Source organism: Dactylosporangium sp. NPDC051541 (assembly GCF_044454505.1).
Taxonomy (GTDB): Bacteria; Actinomycetota; Actinomycetes; order Mycobacteriales; family Micromonosporaceae; genus Dactylosporangium.
In genome coordinates, this window is record NZ_JBITDU010000009.1 from 120,048 (window position 1) to 132,737 (window position 12,690).

A 12,690-nucleotide genomic window follows, 5' to 3' on the forward strand; every position below is an offset into this window, starting at 1 on the left:
GGTAACTTACTTCGACTTCTCGACCGGAACCTGGTCCGTCGCCGTCGCCGTCGCGGGCGCGGCGGCCTTCGGCTTGGCGTCGACGCCGGCCTCGGCCCGCTGCTCCTTGGTGATCGGCGTGGGCGCGCCGGTCAGCGGGTCGTAGCCGCCACCGGTCTTCGGGAACGCGATGACCTCGCGGATCGAGTCGGCCCCGGCCAGCAGCATGCAGATGCGGTCCCAGCCGAAGGCGATGCCCGCGTGCGGGGGCGGGCCGTACTTGAACGCCTCGAGCAGGAAGCCGAACTTGTCGGCGGCGTCGTCGGGCGTGATGCCGAGGATGTCGAAGACCCGCCGCTGCACGTCGCCGCGGTGGATACGGACGGAGCCGCCGCCGATCTCGTTGCCGTTGCAGACGATGTCGTAGGCGTAGGCCAGGGCCTCGCCCGGGGACTCCTCGAACTTCTCGATCCACTCCCGGTTGGGCGAGGTGAACGGGTGGTGCACCGCGGTCCAGCCCTTGGCCCCGCCGCCGGTGCCGCCGGCCTCGGGGTCGGTCGGCTCGAACATCGGCGCGTCGACGATCCAGCAGAACGCCCAGGCATTCTCGTCGATCAGCTTGGCCCGCTTGGCGATCTCGACGCGGGCCGCGCCGAGCAGCTCCTGGGCCTCGCGCCGCTCGGTCGAGGCGGCGAAGAAGACGGCGTCGCCGGGCTTGGCCCCGACGAAGTCGGCCAGGCCGGCCAGGTGCGACTCGGACAGGTTCTTGGCCACGGGGCCGCGGGCCTCGCCGGTGGAGGCGTCCAGGACCACGTAGGCCAGGCCCTTCGCGCCACGCGCCTTGGCCCAGTCCTGCCAGCCGTCGAGCTCCTTGCGGGTCTGCGCGGCGCCGCCGGGCATCACGACCGCGCCGACGTAGCCGCCCGCGTCGATCGCGCCGGCGAAGACCCGGAACTCGGTGCCGCGCAGGTATTCGGTCAGCTCGGTCAGCTCGACGGAGTAACGCAGGTCGGGCTTGTCGGAGCCGTAGCGGGCCAGGGCCTCGTGCCAGGTCAGGTGCGGGATGGCACCGACGATCTCGTGCCCGGCCAGGTCGGACCAGAGCGAGCGGACGATCGCCTCGCCGAGCTCGATGATGTCGTCCTGGGTGACGAACGACATCTCGATGTCGAGCTGGGTGAACTCCGGCTGGCGGTCGGCCCGGAAGCCTTCGTCGCGGTAGCAGCGGGCGATCTGGTAATACCGCTCCAGGCCGCCGACCATCAGCAGCTGCTTGAACAGCTGCGGCGACTGGGGCAGCGCATACCAGGTGCCGGGCTGCAGCCGGACGGGCACCAGGAAGTCGCGGGCGCCCTCCGGCGTGGACCGGGTCAGGGTCGGCGTCTCGACCTCGACGAAGTCGCGGTCGGCGAGCAGGTTGCGGGCGATCTGATTGGCCCGGCTGCGCAGCTTCATCGCCTTGTGCGGGCCGGCGCGGCGCAGGTCGAGATAGCGGTAGCGGTAGCGCACGTCGTCGCTGGCGGCCTCGCCGTCGTCGATCGGCAGCGGCAGCGGCGCGGCCTCGGAGAGCACCTCGAGGCTGGTCGCGACGACCTCGACCGCGCCGGTGGGCAGGTCGGGGTTCTCGTTGCCGGCCGGCCGGGCCCGCACCTCGCCGGTGACGAGCACGCAGTACTCGTTGCGCAGCGCGTGCGCGGCCTGCATCTCCTCGCGGAACACCACCTGGACCACGCCGGAGGCGTCGCGCAGGTCGACGAAGATGACCCCGCCGTGGTCGCGGCGGCGGGCCACCCAGCCGGCCAGCGTCACGGTCGTTCCGGTGTCGGCGTCCCGCAGGGAGCCGGACTGATGGGATCGGATCACGGGGTCTCCTTCGGCGAACTACGCAAGACGGCCCATTCTTTCACTGCAGCCGCGGCGCCATGTCCTCGGCCGGGGGGATCCACTCTTCGCTGGACGCGGGCCCCTGGTCGCCGGAGCGGATGTCCTTGACCTGGTCGCCGCCCTCGGCCGAGGCGCTGGCCGGGAACCAGACGTAGGGGATCCCGCGGCGCTCCGCGTAGCGGATCTGCTTGCCCAGCTTGGCCGGGACGGGGGCCACCTCGGTGGCGATCCCGCGGCTGCGCAGAGCGGCGGCGATGCGGTTGCTGGCCGCCCGCTCCTCTTCGCTCCACAGCGCGACGAGCACCGCGGTCGGGGTGGGCCGGCTGACGCTCAGCGCACCGGCCTCGAAGAGCAGGCCGAGCAGGCGGGAGACGCCGATGGAGATGCCGACGCCGGGGAAGACGTCCTTGCCGGCGCTGGCGAGGTTGTCGTAGCGGCCGCCGGAGCAGATGGAGCCGTACTGCTCGTAGCCGACGAGCTCGGTCTCGTAGACGGTGCCGGTGTAGTAGTCGAGCCCGCGAGCGATCTTCAGGGTGGCCTCGACCAGGCCCGGGCTGTGCTCCCGGGCCGTCTCCACGACCGCGGTGAGCTCGGCGACGCCCTCCTCCAGCAGCGGGTGCTCGACGCCGAGCGCCCGGACGGCGTCGGCGAAGGACGCGTCCTGGGACCGGATCTCGGCGAGGGCGAGGCAGTCCTTGGCCTGGGCCTCGGACCCGCCGGCGGCCACGATGAGCTGCGCGACGGCGTTCGGGCCGATCTTGTCCAGTTTGTCGACTATTCTAAGGATTTCCTCGGGATCCTCCAGGCCGAGACCGCGGTAGAACCCCTCGCAGAGCTTGCGGTTGTTCACCATGATCTTGACCGGCGGAATCGGCAGCGAGCGCAGCGCGTCGCCGATGACCAGGGGGATCTCGGCCTCATAGTGGGGCGGGAGGGTGTCCCGGTCGACGATGTCGATGTCGGCCTGCAGGAACTCGCGATAGCGACCGGCCTGCGGCTTCTCGCCCCGCCACACCTTCTGGATCTGGTACCGCCGGAAGGGGAACTGCAACTTACCGGCATTTTCCAGCACGTAACGGGCGAACGGAACGGTCAGATCGAAGTGCAACCCCAGGCTCTGCTCCTCCTCACCCTCTTGGGCCTGGAGCCGCCGCAGGGTGTACACCTCCTTCGAGGTCTCGCCCTTGCGCAGGAGCTGGTCGAGGGGCTCGACCGCCCGGGTCTCCAGGGACGCGAAACCGTAGAGCTCGAAGGTGCGGCGCAGCCGGTCGAGCACCTGCTGCTCGGCGACGCGCTGCGCGGGGAGCCACTCCGGGAAGCCGGACAGCGGCGTAGGTCGGGTCATGGGTGTCTACCAGCCTTTACGCGGCGCCTCGAGCGCCTCACGGAGATAAGGGTTGCGGGCCCGCTCGCGGCCGATGGTCGTCTCGGGGCCGTGCCCGGGCAGCACGACCATCTCGTCCGGCAGCGTCAGCACCTTGTCCCGCAGGCTCGCCATCATCTGCTCGAGGCTGCCGCCGGGCAGGTCGGTGCGGCCGATCGAGTCCTTGAAGAGCACATCGCCCGAGAAACAGAGCTCAGGGCTCCGGAACATCACGGAGCCGCGAGTGTGGCCGGGCGCGTGGTCGACGAGGAGCTCCAGCCCGGCGATCTTCAGCACCAGGCCGTCCTCCAGCGGCGCCACGTCCTCCGGCTCGCTCCACTCCAGCCGCCCGCCGAACAGCGCGGTGAGGTCGGTGCTGAGTCCTTTGGCCGGGTCGGCCAGCATCTCGGCGTCGTCGGGGTGGATGTATGCGGTGATGCCGCGGGCGCCGCAGACCGGCGTCACCGAGAACGTATGGTCGAGGTGACCATGCGTCAGCAGCACCGCCGCGGGCTGGAGACGATGCTCGGCGAGCACCTCGTCCAAGCGGTCCGTCACCCCGATGCCCGGGTCGATGACCACGCACTGCTCGCCCGGCCCGGGGGCCACGACGAAGCAGTTGGTCCCGAACGCCTCGGCGGGGAACCCGGCAACCAGCACGGCGTTCCTCCCTGTCGATGTCCTGCCAATATCCTGCTAGACCCTATCCGGAGGTCAGCCACAGCGAACCGTGACCGGGCGGCGACCCGCATTCCGGGTTCTACCCGTACACTCTGGCGGGCGTGTGACATGGCACCCAAATGTTTTTTCCTGGAGGGGAGCACAGGTGGCTTCCAGTAAGACTCGGCAGCGCGCTCTGGCGCGGGCCAAGACCGAGCGGCAGATTGCCCGGAGGGCGGCCGCGGCGCGGCGCCGCCGTCAGTGGCAGGCGGGCATCGGCAGTGCCGTGGTGCTCGCATTGCTGGTCGTGGTCGTGATCTGGAAGACCGGCGGCTTCTCTCCCGCTCCGGCGAAGGCCGACGAGTGTGCCTACACGAGTGCGGACGCGGCCACCGGCCTGGTGGACGTCGGCAAGCCGCCGTCCCGCGACATCGTCAAGAACGGCGTGAAGACGATGACGATCACGCTGGGCCAGGGCAAGGTGACGGCGAAGCTCGACCCGAGCAAGGCGCCGTGCACCGTCAACAGCTACACCTACCTGGCGGGCAAGAAGTTCTTCGACAACACCACCTGCCACCGCGCGACCGACTCGCTGCTGCAGTGCGGCGACCCGTCGGGCACCGGCAGCGGCGGCCCGCAGTACCGGTTCCCGGACGAGAACCTGCCCACCGCGGCGGCCCCGTCGGCCGACCCGAGCGCCTCCGCCGACCCCTCGGCCGCACCGCCCGCGTCGAGCGCGCTCTACCCGGCCGGCACCCTCGCCATGGCCAACTCCGGCGCCAACACCAACGGCAGCCAGTTCTTCCTGGTCTTCAAGGACGTGCAGCTCCCGCCCAACTTCACGATCTTCGGCACCATCACGGGCGGCCTCGACGTGCTGACGAAGATCGGAGCGGCCGGCAACGACGGCTCCCTGGACCCGTCGCCCGGCGGCGGCAAGCCGAAGGAGGAGGTGAAGATCAGCTCGCTGACCGTCACCGACACCGACCCGGCGGCGGAGCCCGAGCCCGTCCCGTCGACGAGCGCGTCCGTGCCCGCCTCGGCGGCCCCCTCCGCCGCCAGCAGCGCCCCGAGCAACTCGTAACACTCCCAATCCATCCCTGTTGAGCAAGGAGTACCAACCGTGAGCACCAACCGGGACCGTCAGCGCGCCGCCGCGCGTGCGCGGCTGGAGCGGGAGATGGCCGACCGGGCCGAGCAGTCCCGCGGCCGTCGCCGTAGGAACACGATCATCGCCGCCGGAGCGGGCGCCCTGATCGTGGTGCTCGCGGCCGCGTGGGTGGTCATCGCGGTGACCAGCGGCGACGACAAGGACAAGGCCTCCGCCGACCCGTCCGCCTCGGCCACCCCGACCAAGTGCACCTGGCTGCCGCTGGTCGACCCGAGCGCCAGCGCGTCGCCGGACCCGGAGACCGCGAAGAACACCAAGGACGTGGGCATGCCGCCGGCCTCCGGCGAGGCCCGCACGGGCACCCAGACGATGACCCTCGACACCAGTGTCGGCACGGTCAAGATCGAGGTCGACACCGCCCACGCCCCGTGCACCGCGGAAAGTTTCACCTATCTGGCCAGCAAGAACTTCTTCAACGACAGCGTCTGCCACCGACTCGTGGTGCAGAGCATCTACGTCCTGCAGTGCGGTGACCCCTCCGGCACCGGCTTCGGCGGCCCCTCCTACCGCTACGCGGAGGAGAACCTGCCGACGGGCAAGCGCCCGGCCTACGGCGCGGGCGTGGTCGCCATGGCCAACACGGGCCAGCCGGCCTCGACCGGCAGCCAGTTCTTCATCGTGTACAAGGACATCGCCCAGCTGGACGCCAACTACACGGTCATCGGCCGGGTCACCGAGGGTCTTGACCTGATCAAGAAGGTCGCCGACGCCGGCGTCATCCCGGACGCCTCGGCCCCGGCCGCGGACCCGTCCACCGGGCCGAGCGACGGCAAGCCGAAGACCGAGGTGCGCATCAAGTCCCTGACGATGAGCTCACCCACCCCGTAACCCGGGACACCGCGAGCTCGAAGGGCCGCCCACCACACCGGTGGGCGGCCTTTTCGCACCACCAGCAACGGCTCGACCCGCACCCGGCCGCGCGCACCCGCCGCCGGTGCGGAGGCGTGGCCGTGCCTCGGCCGGCGGGTCGGTCAGGCGCCGGAGGTGACGCGGTAGGCGTCGTAGACGCCGTCGATGCGGCGGACGGCGGCCAGCAGGTGGTTGAGGTGCTTCGGGTCGGCCATCTCGAAGCTGAACCGGCTGATCGCCACCCGGTCGCGGGTCGTCGTCACCGTGGCCGAGAGGATGTTGACCTTCTCGTCGGACAGGACCCGGGTGACGTCGGCCAGGAGTTTGTGCCGGTCCAGGGCCTCCACCTGGATGGCGACCAGGAACGTCGAGGCGCTGGTCGGCTTCCAGCTGACCTCCAGGACGCGCTCCGGCTGCTCCTTGAGGTCGGCCGCGTTGGCGCAGTCGTCGCGGTGGACGGAGACGCCGCCGGAGCGGGTGACGAAGCCGAAGACGGCGTCGCCGGGGACCGGGGTGCAGCAGCGGGCGAGCTTGATCCAGACGTCGTCGACGCCGAGGACCTCGACGCCGGGGTCGCTGGCGGCGGTGCGGGGGCGGGCCGGGCGGGTCGGGATGGCGGTCTCGGCGATGTCCTCGACCGCGCCCTCCTCGCCGCCGTAGCCCTGCACCAGGCGTTGGACGATCGACTGGGCCGAGGTCTGGCCGTCGCCGACCGCGGCATACAGCGCGGCCACGTCGGCCAGGTGCAGCTCGCGCGCGATGGTCATGAGCGACTCGGAGGTCAGCAGGCGCTGCAGCGGCAGGCCCTGCTTGCGCATGGCCTTGACGATCGCCTCCTTGCCGGCCTCGATCGCCTCCTCGCGGCGCTCCTTGTTGAAGTACTGCCGGATCTTGGTCCGGGCCCGGGGGCTCTTGACGAAGCCGAGCCAGTCCTGGGTGGGGCCGGCCGTCTCCGACTTCGACGTGAAGATCTCGATGACGTCGCCGTTGGACAGCGTGCTCTCCAGCGGGACCAGCTTGCCGTTGACCCGGGCGCCGATGCACTTGTGACCGACCTCGGTGTGCACGGCGTAGGCGAAGTCGACCGGGGTCGAGCCGGTGGGCAGCGCGATCACGTCGCCCTTCGGCGTGAAGACGTAGACCTCCTGGCTGGACAGGTCGAAGCGGAGCGCGTCGAGGAACTCGCTCGGGTCGCTCGCCTCCCGCTGCCAGTCGAGCAGCTGCCGCAGCCAGGTCATCTCGTCGATGTGCGCGGGCGGCCCGGCGATGGTGGCGTTCTTCGTCTCCTTGTAACGCCAGTGCGCCGCGATGCCGTACTCCGCCGTGCGGTGCATGGCGTAGGTGCGGATCTGCAGCTCGACGGGCTTGCCGGTGGGTCCGATGACCGTCGTGTGCAGCGACTGGTACATGTTGAACTTCGGCATGGCGATGTAGTCCTTGAACCGGCCGGGCACGGGCTGCCAGTTCGCGTGGATCACGCCGAGGGCCGCGTAGCAGTCGCGGACGGTGTCGACCAGGATGCGCACGCCGACCAGGTCGTAGATGTCACCGAAGTCGCGGCCCCGGACGATCATCTTCTGGTAGACGGAGTAGAGGTGCTTCGGCCGCCCGGTGACCTCTGACTTGATCTTCGAGGTCTTCAGGTCGTTGGCGACCTTCTGGGTCACGCTGCGCAGCAGCGAGTCGCGCTGCGGGGTGTGCTCGGCGATCAGCCGGCTGATCTCGTCGAAGCGCTTGGGGAACAGCGTGCGGAACGCCAGGTCCTCCAGCTCCCACTTGATCGTGTTCATGCCGAGCCGGTGCGCGAGCGGGGCCAGGATCTCCAGGGTCTCCTTGGCCTTCTGCTCCTGCTTGGGCCGCGGCAGGAAGGTCAGGGTGCGCATGTTGTGCAGCCGGTCGGCCAGCTTGATCACCAGGACCCGCGGGTCCTTGGCCATCGCCACGACCATCTTGCGGATCGTCTCGGCCTTGGCCGCGTCGCCGAGCTTGACCTTGTCGAGCTTGGTGACGCCGTCGACGAGCAGCGTGACCTCGCCGCCGAAGTCGACCTGCATGCGCTCGATGGTGTATTCGGTGTCCTCGATGGTGTCGTGCAGCAGGGCGGCCACCAGCGTGGTGGTGTCCATGCCCAGGTCGGCGAGGATGGTGGCGACGGCGAGCGGGTGCGTGATGTAGGGGTCGCCGGACTTGCGGTATTGCCCCTTGTGGAAGTGCTCCGCCATGTCGTAGGCCCGCTGCAGGAGCCGCATGTCGGCCTTCGGGTGGCTGGCCTTGTGCTGGGCCATCAGCGGCTCGAGGACCTCGCTGAGCGAGGGGCTCTGCCAGGGCGCGTTGAACCGGGCCAGGCGGGCCCGCACGCGCCGGCCGGTGGGCGCGGACCCGACGAACCCGGCCACGGCCCCGGTGACCCCGCCGGCGGCGTCCGTCAGGTCCTCGGTGTCCTCGCCGAGGATCTCCTCGGGCGTGCGGCGCTGGGACGGCTGGTCGGACGCGCGGCGCTGGGGCGTGCCCGGCGGCGTCGGGAACTGCAGCACCACGCCACCCGCCTCCGCCGTCTCCGGCGGGGCTGTGTCGCGGGCGTCCTGCGGCTCATCCTGCACGTGGTCGACCGTACCCTCAATGGGGGGTGCGATGTCGCCGGTCACCGGCCGCTCCTCATCGCCGACTACGTTTCCGAACCGCAAGCTTACCCGCCCCACACGACAATGCTCGTCAGCGCAGAGGCCTGGAAACGTCAGGAAACCAGCTGTCAGACGGTCAAGAGGGCATGAACCGGGCGTCCCGCCAGCTTCGCGCGCCCCTCCAGGAACCCCAGCTCCAGAAGCACGCTGAAGCCGCTCACCGTGCCCCCGGCCCGCTCCACCAAACCGAGCGTGGCGGCGGCGGTACCCCCCGTAGCAAGCACGTCGTCCACGACCAGGACCCGCTCCCCCGCGATGAACGCGTCGGCGTGCACCTCGAGGGTCGCCTCGCCGTACTCCAGGGCGTAGGTCGCGGCCACCGTCTTGCGGGGCAGCTTGCCGGCCTTCCGCACGGGCACGACACCCTTGCCCGTGGCATAGGCGACCGCGGCGGCGATCACGAACCCGCGGGCCTCGATGCCGGCCACGACGTCGAAGCGCTCCGCCCCGTGCTCGGCGATGATCGCGTCGATGGCGGCCGCGAACGCCGGCCCGTCGGCGAACAGCGGCATCAGGTCTTTGAACAGCACTCCCGGCTTCGGGAAGTCCAGCACGTCCAGGACCTTGCTCGCGACCAGCTCGGCGATCTCCACCAACGCTCCTCACACAAACGAACGGGCGCCGCGTTGATCGCGGCGCCCGTCATTTTGACAGCTGATCGACTACCTCCGGCCACCGGCACCGGGCCGGCCACCGGCGCGCGGGCGCTTGCCCTGGCCGGGCCGGGCCGACGGGCGGGCCCCCGGCCGCGGGGCCGCACCGGCCAGCTCCGAGCGCTCGGCCGCCTTCGCCGGGCCGCCGACCGGCACCCCGTCGCTGTCGCGGGCCGGGTTGGCCGCCCGCGCGGCCGCCTCTTTGGCCTGCGCCGCCCGCTTGCCCTTGACCCGGTTGGAGTGCTGCTGCAGGCGCGGCTCGCGGCTCTTGAGCTCCGCGAGCACCGGGGTGGCGAAGAAGATCGACGAGTAGACCGCGACGCCCATACCGATGAACAGCACCAGACCGAGGTCCTTCAGCGTGCCGGCACCCAGCAGGCCGGCTCCGATGAAGAGCAGGCCGCCGACCGGCAGCAGCGCCACCAGGCCGGTGTTGATGGAGCGCATCAGAGTCTGGTTGACGGCGAGGTTGGCCGCCTCGGGGTAGGTCGTCGTGCTCGAGCCCGTGATCCCGCGGGTGTTCTCCTGGACCTTGTCGAACACCACGACGACGTCGTACAGGGCGAAACCGAGGATCGTCAGGAAGCCGATGACCGTCGACGGGGTGACCTCGAAGCCGACCAGCGAGTAGACGCCGGCGGTCAGCGCCAGGTCCAGCAGCAGTGAGGCGACCGCGGCAACGGCCATCCGCCACTCGAACCGGGCGATGAGGTAGACCAGCACCGCGGCGAGGAAGATCGCGAGGCTCAGGGCCGCCTTGTTGGTGACCTGGCCGCCCCACGAGGTGCTCACCGCGCTGTCGCTGATCTGCTCCGGAGTGATGTCGAAGCGCTTGGCGACGGCGTCCTTGATCTGGGTCTGCCGGGCGGCGTCGGTGATCAGCTCGGTCTTGATGATGTACTGGGTGTCGCCCATGGTCTGGCCGGTCTTGACCGAGACGCCGGCGTCGGTGAACGCCTGCTCGACCTCGGTCAGGGTGCCGACCTTCACGGGGACGTTGTACTGGTTGCCGCCCTCGAACTCGATGCCGAGCGAGAAGCCGCGGATGAACATGCTCGCGATCGCGATGATGATCGCGATGCCGGCGACCGTGAACCACAGTTTCCGGCGGCCGACGATGTCGACGTCGGCCTCACCGCGGTAAAGCCGGGCCGCTAGGCCCCTGCCGCTGCCAGCCATCGTCAGGCCTCCTTCGGGCGGTTACGACGGGTGGTCGGCGCCGCCGCGTCGGTTTTCGATCCCTCGAGCACGCGGCCGAGGCCACTGACCCGCGGTGACAGGAATGCTTTGCTGCGGGCGAAGAGCGTCATGATCGGGTGACGGAACAGGAACACGACCACGAGGTCGAGGATCGTCGCCACACCCAGGGCGAAGGCGAAGCCCTTCACCGAGCCGATCGAGACGAAGTACAGGATCCCGGCGGCCATGAGCGTGATGAAGTTGGCCGAGATGATCGTGCGGCGGGCCCGGACCCAGGCGCGGGGCACGGCACTGCGTGGACTTCGACCCTCGTGGATCTCATCCTTGAGCCGTTCGAAGTAGATGACGAACGAGTCGGCGGCGACACCGAGCGAGACGATGAACCCGGCGAAGCCGGCCAGGCTCAGCGTGAAGCCCATCGAGCGGCCGAGCAGGACGATCGCCATGAAGACCAGCAGGCCGGACAGCACCAGCGAGAGCATGATGACCGCGCCGAGGAGCCGGTAGTAGAAGAACGAGTAGAGCACCACCAGCAGCATGCCGATGCCGGCCGCGAGCAGGCCCGCCTCCAGGTGCGAGCTGCCGAGGGTGGCCGAGATGCTCTGGGCGTCCTGCGAGGTGAACGAGAGCGGCAGGGCGCCGTACTGCAGCTGGCTGGCCAGCAGCTGGGCCTCGGACTTGGTGAAGGTGCCGCTGATCGTGGCGTCACCGGGGATGACGTTCTGGATCACCGGGGCCGAGACGACCTCGTTGTCCAGGACCACGGCGACCTGCTTGCTGTCCTGGCCGTTGTTGTAGGCCACGCGGGTCAGGTCGGTCCAGGCGTTCTGCCCGGTCCCGTTGAACGACAGGTTGACCGTCCACTTGCCGTTCTGCGAGTCGATGCCCGAGTTGGCGCTCTTGACGTCGGTGCCGAGGACCTTGGCCACGTCGAGCTGGTACTTCGTGCCCGGCTCGCACGCGACGGCGGGCTCGGAGGCCTTGCTGATCGAGCCGACCGGCCGGTTCTTCAGCATGTCGCAGGTGATGTAGGGGATGTTGTACTGGATCGACGGCGGCAGCACCGCGACCTCGGCCCCGCTCAGCGTCTTGAACGGCTCGTAGAGCACGGCCTTGGTCGGGTCCTTGCTGAAGTCGACCGGGGCCTGCTCGGCCAGCGCGGCCGCCCAGGCCGCCTGGCCGATCTTGTTCTGCACCGCGGTCCGCTGCGTGGCCAGGTCCGCGGCCACCGACTCCGAGGGCTTGGCGGTCGTGGCGGCGGCCGCCGGCTGTGACGCCGTCGCGGAGGGAGCGGCCGAGGTGGCCGACGGCGCCGCGGACGCCGGCGCGGTCGCCGAAGCCGTGGCGGACGGCTGCTTGGAGGCACCGGTGGAGGCCGACGGGGACGCCGAGGCCGACGAGTTGGTCGCGCCGGTGTCGCCGGTGGAGCCCAGCACCATGCGGAAGCGCAGCTCGGCGGTCTGGCCGATCTGCTTCAGCCGGTCGTCACTCTTGCCCGGCAGGGAGACGACGATGTTGTTGTCGCCCTCGACCACGACCTCGGCCTCGGCGACGCCCAGGCCGTTGACCCGCTGGTCGATGATGCTCCGGGCGGTCTCCATCTGATCCTTGGTGGGCTTCTGATTGCCCTCCAGGTTCTGGGCCTGCAGCGTGACCGTGGTCCCGCCGATCAGATCAAGGCCGAGCTTGGGCTCGAGCCGGTTGCGCCACCCACCGCTGCCGCCGAACCACACGAGTGCGGCGAGCACGATGAAGATGGCGGCAAGCACGGCGAGCTGGCGGCTCGGGCGCATCGGTGCCTGAGGTTGTGCCACGGCTGTCGGTTCTCCCTACACGACGCCGGCGGAGGTCGCTCGGCGTGAATGTTTCACATGGCGGGGGCTATGAGCGGGACTTTCAGTCGGCGTCCGGCTTGACGACGGACTCCTCCTCGGCAACCGGCTCCTCTTCGGCGGCGGCGGCCTTCTGGTTCACCTTGCCGATCGCGGCCCGGGCGTATTTGGCGGAGACACCCGGTGCGATCTCGAGCATGACGAAGTCGTCGGCGACCTCGGTCACGATGCCGTAGAGGCCGCCGACGGTCACGACCTCGTCGCCGAGGCCCATCGTGGACTGCATGTCCTGCACTTCGCGGCGGCGCTTCTGCTGCGGCCGGATCATGAGGAAATACACGAAGGCGGCGAAGGCGACGACAACGAGGAGCGGGAGTGCCGAGCTGCCGCCCGAGGCTTCCGCGGCGAGATACACGAT

10 protein-coding genes are annotated in these 12,690 nt (G+C 70.1%); 2 read left to right on the forward strand and 8 right to left on the reverse strand.

Features of this window, described 5'->3' with window-relative positions; genetic code table 11:
* Positions 1-6: 6 nt before the first annotated feature.
* Genes aspS through ACIA8L_RS34775 form a run of 3 tightly spaced genes read right to left on the reverse strand, consistent with a single transcriptional unit; the run spans position 7 to position 3,886 of the window.
* Positions 7-1,842 carry an aspartate--tRNA ligase gene (gene aspS, locus ACIA8L_RS34765; RefSeq protein WP_395911123.1) on the reverse strand — a complete coding sequence of 612 codons (1,836 nt, stop codon included), beginning with the start codon at positions 1,840-1,842 and terminating at the stop codon, positions 7-9.
* A 40-nt stretch (positions 1,843-1,882) separates the two neighbouring features.
* On the reverse strand, positions 1,883-3,208 hold the full coding sequence (gene hisS / locus ACIA8L_RS34770; RefSeq protein WP_395911125.1) for a histidine--tRNA ligase: 1,326 nt from the start codon (positions 3,206-3,208) through the stop codon (positions 1,883-1,885).
* Positions 3,209-3,214: 6 nt separating this feature from the next.
* A complete protein-coding gene (locus tag ACIA8L_RS34775) occupies positions 3,215-3,886 on the reverse strand; it encodes an MBL fold metallo-hydrolase (RefSeq protein ID WP_395911127.1) in 672 nt (223 codons plus the stop codon).
* A gap of 166 nt (positions 3,887-4,052) precedes the next feature.
* Between ACIA8L_RS34775 and ACIA8L_RS34780 the strand changes: the two genes are divergently transcribed.
* On the forward strand, positions 4,053-4,970 hold the full coding sequence (locus ACIA8L_RS34780; protein WP_395911129.1) for a peptidylprolyl isomerase: 918 nt from the start codon (positions 4,053-4,055) through the stop codon (positions 4,968-4,970).
* 39 nt (positions 4,971-5,009) lie between these two features.
* A complete protein-coding gene (locus ACIA8L_RS34785) occupies positions 5,010-5,885 on the forward strand; it encodes a peptidylprolyl isomerase (RefSeq protein WP_395911131.1) in 876 nt (291 codons plus the stop codon).
* Positions 5,886-6,028: 143 nt separating this feature from the next.
* Here ACIA8L_RS34785 and ACIA8L_RS34790 read toward each other — a convergent pair whose 3' ends face one another.
* From ACIA8L_RS34790 to yajC, 5 genes are all read right to left on the reverse strand, one after another.
* Complete coding sequence (locus ACIA8L_RS34790; RefSeq protein ID WP_395911133.1) at positions 6,029-8,551, reverse strand: RelA/SpoT family protein; 2,523 nt, start codon at positions 8,549-8,551, stop codon at positions 6,029-6,031.
* Positions 8,552-8,655: 104 nt separating this feature from the next.
* Positions 8,656-9,180: an adenine phosphoribosyltransferase gene (locus ACIA8L_RS34795; RefSeq protein WP_395911134.1), complete on the reverse strand. Its 525-nt coding sequence runs from the start codon at positions 9,178-9,180 to the stop codon at positions 8,656-8,658.
* Positions 9,181-9,249: 69 nt separating this feature from the next.
* The gene (secF, locus tag ACIA8L_RS34800) at positions 9,250-10,419 is read right to left on the reverse strand and encodes a protein translocase subunit SecF (protein WP_395911136.1); all 1,170 of its coding nucleotides are present in this window, start codon (positions 10,417-10,419) and stop codon (positions 9,250-9,252) included.
* Positions 10,420-10,421: 2 nt separating this feature from the next.
* Positions 10,422-12,254 carry a protein translocase subunit SecD gene (secD, locus tag ACIA8L_RS34805; RefSeq protein ID WP_395911138.1) on the reverse strand — a complete coding sequence of 611 codons (1,833 nt, stop codon included), beginning with the start codon at positions 12,252-12,254 and terminating at the stop codon, positions 10,422-10,424.
* Positions 12,255-12,336: 82 nt separating this feature from the next.
* Positions 12,337-12,687: a preprotein translocase subunit YajC gene (gene yajC, locus ACIA8L_RS34810; protein ID WP_395911139.1), complete on the reverse strand. Its 351-nt coding sequence runs from the start codon at positions 12,685-12,687 to the stop codon at positions 12,337-12,339.
* Positions 12,688-12,690 lie beyond the last annotated feature (3 nt).